The organism is Streptosporangium sp. CA-115845 (assembly GCF_050943795.1).
Taxonomy (GTDB): Bacteria; Actinomycetota; Actinomycetes; order Streptosporangiales; family Streptosporangiaceae; genus Streptosporangium.
This window is the reverse complement of the sequence record NZ_CP191988.1, coordinates 7,888,642-7,905,754: the sequence shown is the minus strand read 5'-3', so window position 1 is coordinate 7,905,754 and position 17,113 is coordinate 7,888,642. Positions and strand designations below refer to the sequence as shown.

At 70.1% G+C, this 17,113-nt stretch carries 15 protein-coding genes; 7 read left to right on the top strand and 8 right to left on the bottom strand.

The window, feature by feature from the left end; all coding sequences use genetic code 11:
- Window positions 1-451 precede the first annotated feature (451 nt).
- The 3 genes from ACQP0P_RS37965 to ACQP0P_RS37955 form a co-directional block, all read right to left on the bottom strand.
- Entirely contained in the window at window positions 452-958 is a 507-nt protein-coding gene (locus ACQP0P_RS37965; RefSeq protein WP_433364972.1) for a hypothetical protein, read from the bottom strand.
- Between the two features lie 87 nt (window positions 959-1,045).
- Window positions 1,046-2,121, bottom strand: a protein-coding gene (locus ACQP0P_RS37960; RefSeq protein ID WP_433364969.1) for an IS630 family transposase whose coding sequence is annotated in 2 segments (ribosomal slippage) — window positions 1,046-1,578 and window positions 1,578-2,121 — 1,077 coding nt in all. Because the reading frame shifts where the segments join, the coding sequence is not laid out codon by codon here.
- 469 nt (window positions 2,122-2,590) lie between these two features.
- Window positions 2,591-2,929, bottom strand: a complete 339-nt coding sequence (locus tag ACQP0P_RS37955) for a YciI family protein (RefSeq protein ID WP_433364967.1) — start codon at window positions 2,927-2,929, stop codon at window positions 2,591-2,593.
- A gap of 286 nt (window positions 2,930-3,215) precedes the next feature.
- On the opposite strand from ACQP0P_RS37955, the gene ACQP0P_RS37950 reads away from it, so the two are divergent.
- On the top strand, window positions 3,216-3,878 hold the full coding sequence (locus ACQP0P_RS37950; protein WP_433364964.1) for a DUF998 domain-containing protein: 663 nt from the start codon (window positions 3,216-3,218) through the stop codon (window positions 3,876-3,878).
- 218 nt (window positions 3,879-4,096) lie between these two features.
- On the opposite strand, the gene ACQP0P_RS37945 is transcribed toward ACQP0P_RS37950, so the two are convergent.
- The 3 genes from ACQP0P_RS37945 to ACQP0P_RS37935 all read right to left on the bottom strand — a co-directional run bounded on the left by ACQP0P_RS37945 (window position 4,097) and on the right by ACQP0P_RS37935 (window position 8,081).
- Window positions 4,097-4,654 (bottom strand): DJ-1/PfpI family protein, encoded by a 558-nt coding sequence (locus tag ACQP0P_RS37945; protein WP_433364961.1) that lies wholly within the window; start codon window positions 4,652-4,654, stop codon window positions 4,097-4,099.
- 127 nt (window positions 4,655-4,781) lie between these two features.
- Complete coding sequence (locus tag ACQP0P_RS37940) at window positions 4,782-7,289, bottom strand: DUF4132 domain-containing protein (RefSeq protein ID WP_433364958.1); 2,508 nt, start codon at window positions 7,287-7,289, stop codon at window positions 4,782-4,784.
- Between the two features lie 117 nt (window positions 7,290-7,406).
- Complete coding sequence (locus ACQP0P_RS37935) at window positions 7,407-8,081, bottom strand: TetR/AcrR family transcriptional regulator C-terminal domain-containing protein (RefSeq protein WP_433364955.1); 675 nt, start codon at window positions 8,079-8,081, stop codon at window positions 7,407-7,409.
- A gap of 131 nt (window positions 8,082-8,212) precedes the next feature.
- On the opposite strand from ACQP0P_RS37935, the gene ACQP0P_RS37930 reads away from it, so the two are divergent.
- From ACQP0P_RS37930 to ACQP0P_RS37915, 4 genes are all read left to right on the top strand, one after another.
- Window positions 8,213-8,929, top strand: coding sequence for a DUF998 domain-containing protein (locus ACQP0P_RS37930; protein WP_433364952.1), 717 nt, complete (start codon window positions 8,213-8,215; stop codon window positions 8,927-8,929).
- Window positions 8,914-9,681, top strand: coding sequence for a hypothetical protein (locus ACQP0P_RS37925; protein ID WP_433364950.1), 768 nt, complete (start codon window positions 8,914-8,916; stop codon window positions 9,679-9,681). Before ACQP0P_RS37930 ends, ACQP0P_RS37925 begins: the two co-directional genes overlap by 16 nt.
- Before the next feature lie 498 nt (window positions 9,682-10,179).
- Window positions 10,180-10,686, top strand: a complete 507-nt coding sequence (locus ACQP0P_RS37920; protein ID WP_433364947.1) for a hypothetical protein — start codon at window positions 10,180-10,182, stop codon at window positions 10,684-10,686.
- A 166-nt stretch (window positions 10,687-10,852) separates the two neighbouring features.
- The gene (locus ACQP0P_RS37915; RefSeq protein WP_433364944.1) at window positions 10,853-11,359 is read left to right on the top strand and encodes a hypothetical protein; all 507 of its coding nucleotides are present in this window, start codon (window positions 10,853-10,855) and stop codon (window positions 11,357-11,359) included.
- A gap of 348 nt (window positions 11,360-11,707) precedes the next feature.
- Here ACQP0P_RS37915 and ACQP0P_RS37910 read toward each other — a convergent pair whose 3' ends face one another.
- Window positions 11,708-15,223, bottom strand: a complete 3,516-nt coding sequence (locus ACQP0P_RS37910) for a CHAT domain-containing protein (RefSeq protein WP_433364941.1) — start codon at window positions 15,221-15,223, stop codon at window positions 11,708-11,710.
- A gap of 121 nt (window positions 15,224-15,344) precedes the next feature.
- Here ACQP0P_RS37910 and ACQP0P_RS37905 point away from each other — a divergent pair, with 121 nt between their 5' ends.
- Complete coding sequence (locus ACQP0P_RS37905) at window positions 15,345-15,734, top strand: hypothetical protein (protein WP_433364938.1); 390 nt, start codon at window positions 15,345-15,347, stop codon at window positions 15,732-15,734.
- Window positions 15,731-16,693: a hypothetical protein gene (locus ACQP0P_RS37900; RefSeq protein ID WP_433364935.1), complete on the top strand. Its 963-nt coding sequence runs from the start codon at window positions 15,731-15,733 to the stop codon at window positions 16,691-16,693. Before ACQP0P_RS37905 ends, ACQP0P_RS37900 begins: the two co-directional genes overlap by 4 nt.
- A 2-nt stretch (window positions 16,694-16,695) precedes the next feature.
- Here the strand turns inward: ACQP0P_RS37900 and ACQP0P_RS37895 are convergent, their stop codons facing one another.
- Window positions 16,696-17,010, bottom strand: a complete 315-nt coding sequence (locus ACQP0P_RS37895; RefSeq protein ID WP_433364932.1) for an ADP-ribosylglycohydrolase family protein — start codon at window positions 17,008-17,010, stop codon at window positions 16,696-16,698.
- Window positions 17,011-17,113: the final 103 nt, after the last annotated feature.

The following is a 17,113-nucleotide window of genomic DNA, read 5'->3' as shown; positions in this document are numbered from 1 at the left end:
TCTACCTCGCCCTGCCTTGCCCTACTGTGCCCGAGTGCACATCCGGTGGGTGATGGAGGGGCGATCCCCTCCCGCGGCCGTTCCTGTTCACCCCGCACCGACCGGCCACCTACGGCACACCGATCCTGGAGACCTGGCGGCGGGCCCACTACGAGCCACCATGAGCCGAGCCAGTACGGAACGCTGTCGCGGACCTCCGAGCGGGACCCGCTCCCCGTTCATCACGGCCTCGAACGAGCCGAGCGCGCGAAACTCGATCGTAGCCGCCAGGTGGCGCACCGGTGAGAGATCATCGAGTACTGCGCCCGCTCACGGGCGCAGGCCGGAAGCTCCACGCTTGTTTCGGGGACGTCGCGATCCATCCCGATTCATGTCTGCCGACGTCGCTTTGAAGGCATCGAATCGCGACCACCCTTATTGATCTTGATGAGATCGCCTCAATGCCCGCGGATCAATGCCGATCACCGTGTTGGGATTGCTGATCGATCCACTTTTCCAGGGCGTCGGCGCATCGCGCGTTGTGCGGCGTGACCCAGTCGCGGGTCTTCCCGCCGAGAAAAGAGACGGAGAACGCGCCGATCCGGGTCCAGCGCGGCCACCCGCGCCGATCCTCCCAGTGGAGTTCCAGTCCGCCCAGGCGGCCACGGCGAAGACCGGTGACCCCGCTGGTCGGGATGGTGCGGGTCCGGAAGCAGCCGCGAACCCTGATGAACTCGTCGGTGCAGGTGACGCCTATCAAGGGGGCTCGTGCCGTAAGCAGGCCGCCAAGGAGTAGTGCCGGAATGCCGAAGACGGCACAATCCAGAAGACCTGCAGGCGGAGCCTGCCGGAAGTCTTCCAGCCGAAAGGGGATATCGATGCCAAGCCTTATCCGTGTCCCCTCAAGGGCCATTGCGATGAGGGCGATCCCCATGAGGGTGAGGCTCAGTCGATGAATCGGATCCGCGCGTAGCTTCACGATCTCATTCTAATGTTCGACCTTGAGGGAGTGGCTCGCTGATTCTCGCCCCTCCAGGGAAGTACTGAGCCTGAAAGTTGGGCGTTGCTACGGTGGGTCGGACAGGACGAGGCCGGTCTCGGCGATGAATCCGGCCAGGAGTTCGGGTTGGTATTGCATGGGCTTGAGCCGGTTCTTGATCAGGGCGGTCAGCTGGTCGATGTCATCCACGGTGAAGTTGAACAGCTTGGTGCGCAGCGCCGCCCAGATGCCCTCGGCGGGGTTGAGGTCGGGGGCATACGGTGGGAACCGGTAGACCGGCAGCCAGTCTTTCTGGTTGGCGATCCAGGCGCGCATCCGAGCCGAGACGTGTTCGGGCAGGCTGTCCCATACCAGCGAGATCGGGCCGCCCAACTGGGCGTGTGCGGAGTTCAGCAGGGACTGCAGCGCCACCTCGTTGAACCCTTTGTTCTCGTGTTTACGGCGGTGATAGGTGAGCGTGCGGTAGATCAGCCGGGTCCGCTCGCCGGGCCGGACGCACAGCAGCGCGGCGATCGAGGTACGGCCCGAGCCGCGATAGGACACCGGAAGGACCGGTGTGTGGCCCTTGGGTGCCCAGGTTCTGCCTTTGGGCGGTCTTAGGCTCTGGCCGGACTCGTCGGCGAAGACGAGCCACGAGCCCCAGGCCGCCCGGGTGCTTTTATCGCCGACCACGCCCGCTTCACCCAGGTGGCGACCCGCGCCTCATCGCGTTGGCCGGCCCGGTGCGCGGGCACCTGGAATGACCGGCCCAGCCGCCGCAGCAGGTAGGCCACCGCACGCGGGGTATAGGAGACGTGGAATTTCCGCGCGATCAGCAGGGCGATACGCGGGCTGGTCCAGCGCTGGTCGTCCCAGCCGTGCGCGGCGGCGCCCTGGCCCAGGAGCGTCTCCAGCAGCCTCAACTGCTCGGCGGTGAGTTTGCAGCCGTTGCCCGCGGCGCCCTTGGAGACCAGCGCGGCCTTGCCTCCACGCCTCCACAGGGCGTGCCATTCATACGCGGACTTGAGTGTGATGCCCAGCAGTTGGGCGACCCGGGTCGGGGTGATTCCCCCGGCGAACATGTCCGCGGCCCGGAACCGCAGCCTCTGCCGACGGTCCCGCTCTGGCGCGGACAGTCCTCCGCTTCTATCGGAGTACCTCATCCTTCAAGACTGCCACCTGGACAAATACCACCTGGCAGGCGCCTGGTAGTTACCTCACGCCCACACTTCTTGATCAGTACGGTCTCGGTCACGTCCCGGGCGTTCATGGGCACGCCGTCCGGGCAGGCCGCCGACCCGGACCGAGCCGCAGCAACGCGTTCCGCAGCCGAGTGAGGGCAAGCGCCTCGTTCTGCCGGCGTTCCTTTCGATTGATCTTCGGGAGCCGTGCCTGTCTGTCGTTACGGGCTTGGCGTTTCCTTACCCGCTGCTACTCGCCGTTGGACGACGACGAACGAACCCGTTCAAAACATCAACTTGCCGGGGCCCTGTCCAGGAAAGTACGCGTGAGCCCTCTTCTTTATGGTCGCCGATATCGTTTCTGGCGGCTTGCCGCGCTTGTCGCGGGCGGCCACCCGACCGCGTGGTGCGGCGGCGCCGCACCACGCGGTGCTAAGACCTCGGGGCCTGATCAGCTCTCCGGGCCGAAGACCTGCTGGATGGTGCCCTCCCCTTCGCCGATGATCTTCCAGAAACGCCGGGAGAGCTCGATGGCATCCTCCTTCGAGTTCACCTCGATGAGCGCGAAGCTGACGATGGCCTCCTTGGCCTCGGTGAACGGCCCGTCGGTGACGGTCATCTCGCCGCCGGAGGCCGAGACGTGGAGGCCGGCCGGGTCCAGGCCGCCGGTCGCCAGCAGTACCCCCGCCCGGGTCATCTCCTCGACGAACGCGGCCATCTCCGCGTGGACCGCCTCGCTCGGGGGTGCCGCGTCGCCGCCCTTGGTGGTCATCAGGAACTGCATCGTCATATCTCCTTCGGGTTATCAGAGAACCGATCCTCGCCGGTCTCCGGCTACGCGTCGATCCGGGCCGGCGGAAATCGACATGCCTCGCCTGACCTGGGCCGCAGCCCGATGTGACAGGGAATGCGATATGACAGGGAATGCTAGTGAGGTGACGTATTCGCAGCTCAGAGGGGTGACGGTGCGGCGGCGTCGATTCCCGCCCTCCTCGTTCGACGCGTCAGCGAGGCCGGGTGAGACCGGCGGACCGAGTACGGCGACGGATCCCCGTCGCAGCAGAGAGGAAGCAGTCATGACCGCCGTCCAGTCCGGTACCGTCACCCCCGTCACCCCCGCGCCGCGCACCCTGCTCGCCTGCTCCGTCGCCGCCGCGGCCCTCTTCACGGTCGTGTCGCTGGCCCAGGCCTTCACCCGCGAGGGCTTCGACCTGACGCGTCACCCCCTGAGCATGCTGAGCACCGGCGACCTGGGCTGGCTGCAGATCGCCAACTTCCTGCTCAGCGGCGCTCTGACGATCGCCGGCGCGATCGGCCTGCGCCGCGTGCTGCACGGCACACCCGGCGGCACCTGGGCGCCCAGGCTGATCCTGGTCAACGGCGTCGCGACGGCCGCCGCCGGGGTGTTCGTCATGGACCCGGGCGACGGCTTCCCGGCAGGCACCCCGCTGGGCCAGCCGACCGCGATGAGCGGGAGCGCCCTCCTGCACATGGTCGCCGGATCCATCGCGTTCACCGCGCTCATCGCCGCCTGCTTCGTGCTGGGCCGCCACTTCTCCCGCGCCGGCCGCCCCGGCTTCGCCGCCGCCTCGCGGCTCAGCGGTCTGGTCTTCGCCCTCGGCGACGTCTGGGCGATGTCGGGCGGGCAGGCGGGATCGCTGACCCTGGCCATCGGCGCGATCACCGCGATGGTGTGGGTCGCCGTGGTGGCGGCGGACCAGCGCACCGCGCTCCGGTAGGGACGCGCCACGGGCCGTGTCCCCTCACACCGCGAGGGGACACGGCCCGTTCTGTTCCGTGGGACCTGCCTCGCGGGGCGACCGGGTGGAACGTCCGGCGGACAGGCAGGTGCGCGAGGCACCTTGCCACGGCCTTGGCGGTGACGCCGTCACCGGCCGACGCCACCACCTCCAGCACGTGCAGCGCGCGCTGGACGGACGAGAGAAGTCCCTGGCTCTCAGCCGGTTGCGACACGGAGGACCTTCATGAACTCGCGCATCCACGCCGGATGGTCGGGCCAGGCCCGCCCGGTCACCAGGTTTCCGTCCACATGGGCCTCGCTGTCGACCCAGGTCGCGCCCGCCACCTCGACGTCCGGGGCGCAGGCCGGGTAGGCGCTGCTCTCCCGGCCCTTCAGCACGCCCGCCGCCGCCAGCAGGATCGGCCCGTGGCACAGCGCCGCGATCGGCTTGCCGGCCCCGGCGAAGTGCCTGACGATCTCCAGGCAGTCGCGGTCGTTGCGGATGTACTCCGGCGCCCGGCCGCCGGGAATGACCAGCGCCGCGTACCGCTCCGGATCGACGTCGGCGAACGCGAGGTCGGAGGGCCAGGTGTGCCCGGGCTTCTCGGTGTAGGTGTCGAAGCCGTCGACGAAGTCGTGCACCACGAACTGGAGCCTCTTGGCGCTCGGCGCGGCGATGTCCACCTCGTACCCCTCTTCGAGCAGCCGCTGGTAGGGATACATCACCTCCAGGTCCTCCGCCGCGTCACCTGTGACGATCAGCACCTTGGCCATCGCGTAACACCTCCGTAATCAGTCTCCCCCGATCTTTACCATGCGCGGGTGCAGGGTCAACGTCGGGGGTTCCACGGGCCGGAAAAACGGACATTGCCTGGTCCGCTCGCCCCGCGAGGACATCGGGTCAGCCCTTGATCTGGCGGGTGATGGACGGGTCGGTGATGGTGGTGTCGTCGGCCAGCAGGAACGCCTTGGAGATGATGAGCGAGAGCATGCCGCCCTCCTCCTCGAACGGCAGGAAGACCTGGTCGGACCCGCCGCGGGGGACGATGCAGAGATAGGCGTCGTTGGGCTCCATCAGGATGTTGCCCGATCCCAGGTGGATCCGGTAGGTGCGCAGGTCACCGCGGACCCGCAGGAAGCGGTCGGTGAGTTCGGCCCGGTCGGCGATGCGCAGCCGGGGGAGCAGCCGCCTCAGGGCGTCGCGGCGGATCTCGGCGGTCTCGGTGAGGTCGCCGAAGTTGTAGGAGTGCCAGTAGTCGCCCTGCCCTTCGGGGTCAAGACCGACGGAGGAGACGCCGACGGCGAGGTCGGCGTCCCGCATGACCTCCGACAGCACCAGCGGCGGCACCTCGGTCAGCGCTGCCGGTCCGTGGAACTCCTCCTGCGACGACTCCTCGCCGGTGCGGTAGAACCGGATCGGGCCGCTGAGGCAGAACGCGGCGGTGCCGCCGCCGTCGGTCTCCCAGGACTCCCAGGGCAGGTGCATGTCCCAGCACGCCTGCCAGCCGAGGATGTCCTTGACGGCCTCGCCCTGCTCCGAGCCGCCCGCCGCGTCCCAGTGACCGAGCGAGAGACCGGTCCAGCCACGTTCGGACAGCAGCGCCTTGGCCTGGCCGTACCGCAGTCGATGTCCGGCGAAGCGGTTGGAGAGCGTCCCGGCCTGCTCCTCGGCCGGGGTGAGCAGGTAGACCTCGCGAAAGGCCTGCTTGAACGGCTGCCGTGACCCGACCTCCAACAGGTGGTCGCGCCAGGCACGGACCTCCTCGACGGTCTCCCTGATGGGATGCCAAAGCTGCATCGGGGTGTCGGCGCGGGGCTGGATCCGGCGGCCGAGCGGGTCGGTGAGCTCCCAGCCGTCGCCGGCCCTGACCGGTGTCCCGGCGGGGCCCTGCAGGATCTGCCAGATCAGCCGTCTGCCGTGGACGCCGGTGACGGGGTGGTCGAGGAGGAACTCCTCGACCTGATTCCAGCGCCAGACCCGGTCCTCGGCCAGCGCCCGCTCGACGCGGAACCGCTCGGCGGGCAGGGCCCCGCGTAGCTCCTTGAGCGTGTTCCTGAACTCGGTGAGCAGCGCGCCGTGGCCCTCCCTTATCGCTTTCGGCGCTGATTTGACCGGTTTGCCCGCCGGGTTGAGGAAGGTCAGCAGCGGTGTGCCCGCCTCGTCCAGCGCCAGCCGGATGACGTGCTCGCCCGCCTTCTCCTCCCGTACGCCATCGGGGCCGAGTCCGAACGTCGGCGCGGTCCGGTCGAGTAACTGCTCGCGGCTGAGCCCGGCGTGGGCGGCCACCGCGTCCAGCACCTGCGCGACCTTCGCCAGAATCGACTTCTTCCTGACCTTGGCCTGCATCCGGGCCAGCGGAGCCACCACCTTCAGACCGCCGTGCCGGCCCAGTGCGAGCAGGGCGGCGTTGACCAGCATCTCGCAGCGCGAGTTGGGCCCGGACCCGCCGATCCCGATGCCCGCCGCCAGCGCCACCTCTCCGAGCAGCGGGACCGTCCACGGTTCGTCGATCAGCTCGCAGGTCCACACCATGCCGCGCAGCAGCGTGGCGGTGCGTTCATGGAGGTATGTCGTCGTGGTCCGCACATGATCGCCGTATCGCTGCTGGACCGTCGACTCCCGGTAGGCGGGCACCCGATCCAGGATCTCCCGGATGAGCACGACGGCGTCCGGCGTGAGCAGGCCGGCGGCCTGCCCGAGCCAGGCGGGCTTGGGACGTGCCGAGGTGGCGGTCATCCAGTGGCGCAGCAGGGGGAACGCCCGCGGGTCGCCGAGGCGCGAGCCGTACTCGGTGGCCAGCAGGGTGGCGAAGCCGTCGCCGCCGCCGACCAGGCAGGTGGCGGCCGTTACGGGGTTCTCGGCATGCCCGGCCAGGAAGAGGTCCAGGTCGCGCTTGAACCGCGAGCAGGAGTGCCATGGGTGGGCGGTCATGATCTCCTGGATCCGGCGCATCGGGGGAAGATGGCGGCGTTGTTCCTCATGGGTGAGTTTCCTGGTGACCGCCCACGGGATGGCCAGTGGGGCCTCGTGGCCGTAACCGTGCAGGATCGGCTCGACCGCTGCCCGCCAGAGCAGCTCGATCTCGTCGCCGGTCCAGGCGAGTTTCCGTTCGGCGACCCGCATGGCCAGCAGCGTGGGGTCGGGGCGGTAGTCGCCGTGCTCGCGGTCGCGGGGCATGTTCAACCGCAACTGCGCCCACACTCCCACCGCACGCCACTGCGCGTCGTCGAGATCGGGCCCGAGCGCGGCGGTGACCTTCTCGGTGAACGTCGGCGCGGGCCAGTGCTGCTCGGGCACATAGAGCTCGTCGAGCCGGGCGAACATGTCAGTGCGGGTCCGGTCGAGGTCGCCGAGCCGGCCGAACTGCTCGGCGGAGAGCTCGGTGAGCAGGTCCAGGTCAGAAGTCAACGGTCGTCTCCAGCGATAGGGGGCACCGCCATGACTACCAACCGGCTCTGACAAATCCCGGTCACGGAACAGCCGTGTCAGGGCCGCGCGTGGCCTGGATCCCACCGGGTGAGCGGCTCAGGTCGGACGGGGCGGGGACAGGCGGGCCAGGGCGGCGGCCGTGCCGTCGATCAGGGCTCGGAGGCCGTGTTCGAAGGCGTCCTCGCCAGGCGAACCACCGTTCTCGCGGAGCGCCACGAGCAGGGTGGCCCCCGTACCCCCGTCGAGCAGTCCGGCCAGCGCAGCGAGCCGGTCCGCGGGCGTGCCCGCGTGCTCCTGGCGTTCGGTCTGCTCCTGAAGGACGCATCCGTTGACGTAACGGGTGAGGGCCGTGATCGTGCGTAGCGCCAGGACCGGAGTGAAGCCGCGGCCGACCATGGCGGTCGTCTCCTCGTCGAACATCCTGATCGTCGCCGGGCTCAGGGCGGCGGCACCGGAGACGATGCGGGCGCCGTCGCGGTGGGCGAGCAGGGAGCCGCGGTACGCGCGGGCACGGCGGGTGAGCCAGTCCTGCCAGGACTCGCCGTCGCGGGGCGGGCCCATCCCGGCGGCCAGGACGATCGCGTCGGCCATCCCGTCGAGCAACTCCTGCTTGTTGCGCAGGTGCCAGTAGAGCGCGGGCGACTGGACGCCCAGCTCCGAGGCGAGCCGGCGCACCGTCAGCCCGTCCAGGCCGACCTCGTCGAGCAGCCGCAGTGCTGTATCGATCATCGTCTGCCGGGTCAGGCCGGCTCCCCGCTTGTTCTCGCCCATCGGTTGACACCTTAGCAGTGCTAAGGAAGCATGGCGGCGACGTGCCTTAGCGCTGCTAAGGAACACTCGCGCGCCGGACACCGCGTGGAGTCAGGGCCGGACCGCGAAGGCCGGTCACAGAGGGGAGAGCCATGTCCAACGTGCGAAAACAGCGGCTGACCAGGGCGCTGCTGACCTGTGGTGCCGTAGCCGGACCGCTGTTCATCCTCGCGGTCGTGATCCAGGACTACACGCGCGTGGGTTTCGACCCCAGGCGGCAGCCGCTCAGCATGCTGAGCCTGGGCGACCTGGGATGGATCCAGATCGCCAACTTCGTCATCACCGGGCTGCTGAACATCGCGTTCGCGGTCGGGCTGTGGCGGGCGTTGCGTCCAGGCCATGGCGGGACCTGGGGGCCGCTGCTCATCGGCGCGTATGGGACCGGCCTGGTCGGCGCCGGTGTCTTCCGCTTCGAACCGGCGTGGGGCTACCCGCCCGGTGCGCCACAGGGTCCTCCCGATGCCCCCGGCTTGAGCTACATCCTGCACGGTGCCGCCTTCGGCGCGGTGTTCGTCTCGCTGGTCGCGGCATGCTTCGTCTTCACTCGTCATTTCGCCGTACGGGGAGAGCGCGGATGGGCGCTCTACTGCGCGGCCACAGGCGTGGCGCTTCCCGCCCTCTACCTGCTGGCGGGGTTGCTGTCGGACGACGGCGAGAACTCCCAGCCCCTGAGCCTGCTCCTGCGCGCCATCGCGCTCCTGGGCTGGGGATGGGCCGCGGTGCTCGCGGTGCGGGTACGCGGATCCCACACGCCGGCTGGGCCCGACGTCACCTACTGGCCACGCTGCCGTTCGTGCCGACGGCGCTAGGCGAGTGGCTGACCGCCTGGAACTACGGCATCTCGGACGAGTTGGCCATCCACCACGGCTCCGGGCTGACCGTCGGGCTCGCCGACGTCAACCGGATCAACGAGGCCATCCGCGCTTTCAAACAGATGGACGACCAGTTCGGGGCCGGGGCGGTGCGCCCGGTGGTGATGAACTACCTGAACAACAACGTGTCTCCCCTGCTCCAGGGCCGTTACGACGACAAGGTCGGCGCGGAGCTGATGTCGGCCGCTGCCGGAATGACCGCGATGGCGGGGTGGACCGCGTTCGACCTGAACCGCCAGGGTCAGGCACAGCACTACTTCGGTCAGGCGCTCAGGCTGGCCAAGCTGGCCAACGACCCGCTGTTGGGTGCCTGGGTGTTGTCCACGCTGACCAGGCAGGCGATTCACCTGGAGCAGTCCATCTGGGCGGTCTGGCTTGCTCGGGCCGCCGTCGACACCGCTCGCCGGGCCGAGGCGCCCCCGAGAGTCATGGCACTGATTCTGGTCAGAGAGGCTCACGCGAGAGCCTTGGGCGTAGGACCGGCACAGGATCGCGACACGCACAAGGTCAGGCAGGTGGAACGACTGCTCATCGAGACCGAGCGGGCGTGCCCAGGGGACCACGGACCGCGATCCGGAATGGGTGAGCCGGTTCGACGAGGTGGAGTTGCGCACGCAGGCGGGCGATTGCTGGAGCCTGCTCGGCGAACAACGGCGGGCGCTGGCGTGCGCGGAGGAGGGCGTGAATGAGTTCAGCCAGGTGAACACAGCCAAGGCGTACCTCGGGAATCGCACCGGCCGATTTGTCAACCCTGGAAGCTTGCAGGTTTTCATCTCCCTGGTCGGCAGCTGATCATTTAGCGGGAGGGTCACGTGCCGATCGCACCAGAGGGCGGTGGATCGATGACGTGATACGGGGACAGGGGAAACGCGGTGAGAAGGTCCGGTCGTTGTCGGCTGCGTAGGTTGGTGATGTCCGCGGAGCGGTCTCCCCATGGGGAGGGCCAGGTGCGATCGGCTCATCGGGTTTCCGTCGCCGTCGGGGCGGAGGTTTGGTCATGGAAAGAACGGCCGCGGCCGTCCGCGCGGGTTCGTCGTCGAACACGTCGGCCACGCTGACCGCTCCGCCGACGCTCCTCCCGGCCTGGACCTGAACCCCGGGCTGGACGTGACCTCTGATCCGCTGAAGAGCCCCCTCACCTGGTCGGCTCTGAGGCGTGGTCCCCGGCCGACGAAATAAGGAAAGACATGCGTACGTCCATCGGTAGATCTCGTTCGATTCTCGCCCGTGCCGCGATGGCCGCCGCCGCGTTGGTCAGCGTCGCGGGGTTCACCGTCGCGGTGCCGGCCACGGCGCACGCGGCCGGTGCGGTTCAGGCGGCGAACAGCTGCTGGAGCGGGCCCAACGTCACCGACTGGCGGGGCAGGACCTTCAAGTCCAGGACCTGTCCCACCTGGACCGGTACCTGGGTGTACAGCGGCCCGTACGGCACCGGTGACGGGGCGACTGTGGTCGGCTACCTCAATGCCGCGAACAACTGGGTGGTGTGCCAGACCAGGGGGGGAGGAAACCCGCGTCTCGGGGGTAACCAGAACACCATCTGGCTGTACACCCAGGGGGACACGACCCAGGCTTGGCCTGAGCGAAAGGCCTGGGGGTGGATCCCGGCGACCGCAGTGTCGTACGGCGCCGACAACGCCGCGGTTCCCGGCGTTCCCATGTGCGACACCTACCCCGGCCAGGTGCCGAGCTGAGCCACCGTAACGGCGATGAGCCGGCCGCCGGTCGATCTGGGCGTGTCCGTGGTGGTGCGCATCGCCGACGCCCGGCGTCCGGGGGCGGGAGACGCTCTCTTGGCCGGCTCTGAGTCACCTCACTCGCCGGGGAGCGTGGTCCCCGGCCGACGAAATAAGGAAAGACATGCGTACGTCCATCGGTAGATCTCGTTCGATTCTCGCCCGTGCCGCGATGGCCGCCGCCGCGTTGGTCAGCGTCGCGGGGCTCACCGCCGCGCTGCCGGCCACGGCGCACGCGGCCGGCGCGGTTCAGGCGGCGAACAGCTGCTGGAGCGGGCCCAACGTCACCAACTGGCAGGGCATCACCTTCCGGTCCAGGACCTGCCCGACCTGGACCGGCGTCAACGTGTACGAGGCCACGGGCCAGAACGCTCAGGGCAAGTACGTTTACACCGGCTACCTCAATGCCGGCAACAACTGGGTGGTGTGCCAGACGCGAGGTGACAGGAACCCCTCTCTGGGTGGGGGCACCAACGACATCTGGCTGTACACCCAGGGGGACACGACCAAGTCGCTGCCCGCGCGAAAGGCATGGGGGTGGATCCCGGCGACCGCGGTGTCATACGGCGCCAACAACGCCGCGGTTCCCGGCGTTCCCTGGTGCAGCAGCTACCCCGGCTACCTGCCCTAAGGGCGATCCTGCTGGAGGACGCGAACGCCTGCCCTCGGAGTACCTCCGAGGGCAGGCGGGATCGCCGCCCCTGACCGTCGGCGCGGTCATCGCGACGGTGTGGGTCGCCGAACCGGCCCTTGGTTCCAGCAGGGAGCCGGTACCGGCTGAGAGACGGTGGTCATTTCGTAATCCACTCAGGCCCGCGCCTTCGATGGGGAGAGGCGTCCCGCCTCACGGGGCGGCCGCCGCGGTGATGAGCCAGATCCCGGTCGTCAACCGGTAGCCGGACGCCGGATCGCGGAAGCGGGCCGGCAGCCCGGCCGTAGCCGGGTCGACCCGGTCCCGCCAGTGCCGAAGCAGGGATCGCTAGATTCCGGTGTGGATGTGCGAGGCCCACAGGGTCGGGCTGGCCGGGTAGTCGTCGCGGAGCCGCCGGATGGCGTGGTGCAGGGCATGGGCCGCTCGCTCGCTGCGCGGTTCGGTCGTACCGCCGTCGGTGAGGTGGGTGTAGACCTCGTCGGCGACGGTGAAGGCGACTCTGTCGTTGATGCCCCACAGGGTGCCGATGACGTGCTTGTAGCCGACCAGCTGGAAGGCGGCGGTGAGGTGGACGGCCTGGTCGGCCAGCCGCTGGCTGGTCTCCGTGGTGCCGCACGCCGACAGGTAGGCCAGCTCGGCATGGGCGAGGTGGAGCCGGGCCAGGGCCGTGACGGTGAGCGGTCTGGTCTCGTGGTCGTACAGCAGCAGCCTGCCGGCGGCGGGGTTGTTCGTGTCGCTGAGCCCGTGGCAGGCCAGATGGGCGATGCGATGACGGGGCAGCGCGGCCAGCACGCTGTCGTGGTCTGCGGCCGGCCCGACGAGGAGGAGGGAGCCGGGGAGTAACTCGGTCAGGCGCCGTGCCTCGGAGCCGGCACCCGGCAGGGCGGAGACGAGGGTACCGGGGGTTTCCGGCATCGCGACGATCAGTGCGCCCTTTCCCCGGCCGACATCCGGTCCGGGGGAGTCGCGGTGGGCCTGCCGGGCGTAGCGCAGCGCGCGAAGGGTGGTCGTGTAGGAGGAGACGACCCGGTCCATCACCGTCGGTGGCGGGTCGCGGAGATCGTCCTCGCCGGTGTCCGGCGGGGCCGCACCGTGATGGCCCGCGGCGTGCAGCGGCAGGAACGACATCTCCCCGACGGGGCACCACCACAGGCGCGGCCACACCCCGTCGGGCTCGACCGGGCCGGTCAGGCCGAGTTCGGAGAGCACCGGACCGGTGATCTCGTCCCACAGCCAGGAGAGTACGGCCCGCACCTGCCGCTGGCCCCGCAGCCGTTCGCCCGGTGAGCCGGTGGCGAGGATGAGCGCGGACTGGAAGCGGTTGATCTGTTCGATCACGTCGCCGATGGTGATGCCGGGCAGTTCCACCAGCCTGACCGGCTGTCCGGCGTCCGAGGTGAGGATCAGCACGTCACAGCGGAAGCTGCTCACGTTCACGATCGCCACCGGCCCGTCGGCCGCCTGCCCGCGCAGGTCGTCGATCCGCGGTGGGAGCAGGAATGTCGCCAGGCCGGGAACCTCGCGAATCCGGGTGAGCAGTTCCTCCCACTCGCGCGCCAGCCGCCGACGGGTCTCACCGGTTTCCTGGGGGTGGCCAGGTGAGGTCACGGGAAGGAGGACCGGGCCGCCGGTGACGGGGTCGAAGCCGGAACGGTCCGTGGCGTCCAGCTCGTCGCGGAGCCGTACGAACTCCGCCGCCAGCTCCGGCGCGTGGGCGCCGAGGTCGGCGAGATCTCCCCGGGCCCCCATGGTCTCGGCCAGTAGCACACCGCGGGCCTGCTCCAGCAGTTCCACCGCCCGCTCCGGGTGCCCTGTCCCGATCGCCGCGGACGCCGCCTCCGCGGCGACCCAGGCCGCCTTGTGCAGGCCGTACTCGCGATCCGCCCGGGACAGCCGGCGCGGAGAGAGCTGTGGTAGCAACGCGATGGCGCCCTCCAGCCTGGCGAGCGCCGTCGTGCGGTCCCCCGCGGCCATCGCCGCCGCCCCCGCCCCTCGCATCGCGGTGAACCTCGTGCTCACGGATGCGGCCGTCGAGGCGGCGGCCTGCTCGAACAGAGCGCCGGCCTCCCGCCGCGCGTCCGGATCGCCGATCCGTTCGAAGGGCTTCCAGAGAGCCTGTGCCAGGACGAGGGAGCACACGCTGTGAGCCGCGTGCTCGGGCGGGGTGGCGGCGAGCGCGGCCCGGTAGGCGCGCAGGGACTCGTCGAGGGTGTTCATGTCCCCGGTCCGCTCGAACATCCTGCCGAGGGCCGCTCCGAGGTTGACCAGGTACGTCGGGTAGAAGGCATGTTCGACCGGGGTCGCGGCCAGGGAGCGGCGGAGCAGGTCCACCGCTTCGGCTTCGGCCTCCGGTTCAGCCATCCGCCTGGCCAGGTCGAACAGGGTCATGCCAAGGATGTTGGAGTAAGCGGGGTGGTTGATGTGTTCGGGCGGGGTGACGGCGAGCGCGGCACGGCAGGCCCGCACCGCCTCGCGCAGGTCTTCCGGGTCGCCGGCCCGCTCGAATCTCAGCCGCAACGCGTTGCCGAGCAGCATGGAGCACGGAGCGTAACGAGGGTTGTCGGAAGGGACGGCGGCGGTCGCGGCCCGGCACACCTCCACCGCCTCGGTCAGCGTGCCGGTGTCCCCCCTCTGGCCGAACAGGGTCATCAGGGCACTCCCGAGGGCACGCAGGGAGTCGGCGTGCTCGGGGCCGCCGGGCGGGGTGACGGCGAGCGCGTCCCTGTTCGCCTCCACGGCCTCGGTCAGGACGTCCGCGTTCCCGGTCCTGACGAACAGGGCCATCAGGGCGATCCCGAGCTCGCGCAGGCTCCTGCCCCGGTGGGGGGCGTTCTGAGGGGTCGCGGCGATCGCCTCCCGGTACGCCTCCACCGCCTCGGTCACCCTGTCCAGGTCCCCCGTCACCTGGAACGACAGGCGCAGGGCGATCCCGAGCTCGGTCAGGTGCCTGGCGCGGGCGGGGTGTCCGGGTGGGGTGGCGGTGACCGCACCGCGGGCCGCCTCCAGCGCCTCGGTCAGAATGTTCGCGTTCCCGGTTTGCTCGAACAGCGCCTGCAGGGCGGCCCCGAGCTGGGCCAGGTGCTTGGCGTGGTCGGGGTGTCCGGGTGGGGTGGCGGTGACCGCGGACCGGTACGTCTGGACCCCCTCGGTCAGCGCGTCCATGTCGCCGGCCAGCCAGAACAGGCTCTGCAGGCAGATCGCGAGACCCGCCAGAACGTACCCGTGATCCGGGTGGCCGGACGGGGTGGCGGCCAGGGCCTGGCGGAACAGCGAGATCGCCTCGCGGGTGGGTCCCGGGTCCCCGGTCGCCCCGGACAGGGTCCGCAGGGCGAACCCGAGGTTGGCGCGACCGGTGACATGGTCCGGATGGCCGGGCGGGGTGGCGGCCAGGGCGCGCCGCAGCAGGTTCACGGCCTCGACGGCGAGGGCCGGATCCTCGCTCCGCCCGGCGCGGCCGAGCAGTTGCCGAGCCTGCTCGGTCCACTCCTCGGGCCCGTCCTCGCCGAGCCGCGGAAAGCCGGCGACCACGCTCGCATTCTGCCGGAAGTAGGTTCGCAACGGTTCGGGAACGCGGTCGGGAGTGACCCGGTGGACCTGCGCCAGCAGGAGCACCGCGGTCCGCATGTCGTCGTTGTCCCTACCCCCGGACAGCACCTGCCAGCGGAACATGTACAGCATGCCGACGGTGTGCGCGACCTCCGCGTCGCCGGCCGCGTCGCCGACGAGGTCCAGTAGCCGTCTCGCCTCGTCCAGGGCGTCGGCACCCAGCAGCCGTCCGGGGTCCTTGGTGGTCGGAAGCGCCAGGATCCGCCTGCGGATCGCGGCCAGAAGAAGCTCTCGCACTGGCGTCCTCCCGGTACCGGTGCTGCGTGATGACCGTGCCCGCCTCGTCGTTTTCTGATGTTAGATCACGTATGGACCGCACGCCTTACACTCGCCATGGCGCATACCGGGAGTGAGGATCATGGACGGGCTGGCGGAGCGAATCGGACACCTGTGCACCCTGCTGGGTGCGGACGACGGCCTGTCCGCGTACGTCGAGCAGGCAGGTGCGGGCGAGACGCTGGCGGCCGTCGTGGACGCCCTCGGCCGTGGCGAGTACGGTGCGGCGTTGGAAAGAGATCTGGACGCGCTGGACGAGGCGATGGCCAGGTTCGGGCTGGGAGCCGTGACCACGTCCGAGCGCGTCTACCGCCCGGCGCCCGGCACCGGCGGCGGCCATCCCGTCGTACAGGCGTGGGCCTGTCCCCTGGTGAGGCGGTGCAGCCGTGTCGAACCCGTGACGCGGGACTCCGCACCGCCCGCGTGCGCGGCCGTCGGCACCGCGATGGCGCTGGTGCGGGTACCGACATGACCGTCTTCCTGGCCGAGTTGGGCAAGAAGCTCGCCGAGAGATGGCTGACCCTCCTCGTCCTTCCCGGTCTGGTCTATCTGACCTGCGTCGTGGTGGCCACCACCCTGCGGCACGGCCGTGCCCTGGACGTGGCGGCACTCCGCGACACCGCCAACCGGATCGCCGCGCAGCCGGCCTCCGCCAGTCCCGGTGCCGTCCTGCTGGCCGCGGCCGGGATCCTGGCCGCGGCGGCCGCCGCGGCCCTGACCGCCGCCGCACTCGGGCAGGCGATCGAGCGGGTCTGGACCACTCCCGGACGCAACCCGCTGGCCCGGCGGCTCACCGAGCGCCGCAGGAATCGCTGGGACCAGGCCGACGCGCGTGTCCGGCGGGAGATCACCGCCGCCGTCCGAGCCCGGACGGGTCCCATGTCCCAGGGACTCGGCGCGCCGGCCCAGGAGGTCGGCGACGCGATCGGCGCGCGGAACGCCATCGGCCTGACGCGCCCGCAGCGGCCCACCTGGATCGGCGATCGCCTGTACGCGGCCGACCAGCGTGTCCACGCGGCCTATGACCTCGATCTGGACTCCGCCTGGCCACGCCTGTGGCTCGTCATGCCCGAACAGACTCGGGCGGAGCTCACCGTCGCCCGTGACAACCACACCGCCGCCGCCCGCCTCGCGGGCTGGGCGATCCTCTACCTTCCGCTCGGATGGTGGTGGTGGCCCGCGATCCCGGTCACCGTCGCCGTCGCCCTCATCGCCTGGGTCAGGGCCCGCCAGGCCACCGCGGTCCTCGCCGACCTCGTCGAGGCCACCGTCGACCTGTACGGCCGGGATCTGGCCACCCAGCTCGGGATCCCCCACGATGGCCCCTTCACCCGTCAGACGGGTCTGGCCATCACCGACACCCTCCGCAAAGACCTGGAATCCCGGCTGACCGCTTCCCCTGACGTCCAGGGCACGCCAGGCGGCCCCTGAGGTCAGGCGCCGGGATACCTCCCGAGCCAGGTGTCGGTGATCTCCTGCTCCCTGGCGGACCAGGCCGCGAAGTCGTCCGCCAGTTCGGTGATGGCGTCGCGGCCCTCCAGGTGGGCGAGCCAGCCGGTGGGAAGCGCGGCCTCGCCGTGCAGGGCTCCCAGCAGGTTTCCGCAGACGGCCCCGGTGGAGTCGCTGTCGCCGGAGTGGTTGACCGCGAGCAGCAGCGCCCGCCCGACATCGCCGGGCGCGGGGTGCGCCAGGGCGCAGTAGACCGCGATGGCCAGCGCCTCCTCGGCGAAGACTGTACGCGGAGACATAACGGAAAATGGCCAATATGAGGCGGGCCGGGCTGCGATTTCGAGGAGTCTCCGAAACGTGGAGAACGGCTGTCACGCGGCCGCGTGAGAAGCCTCCGAAACA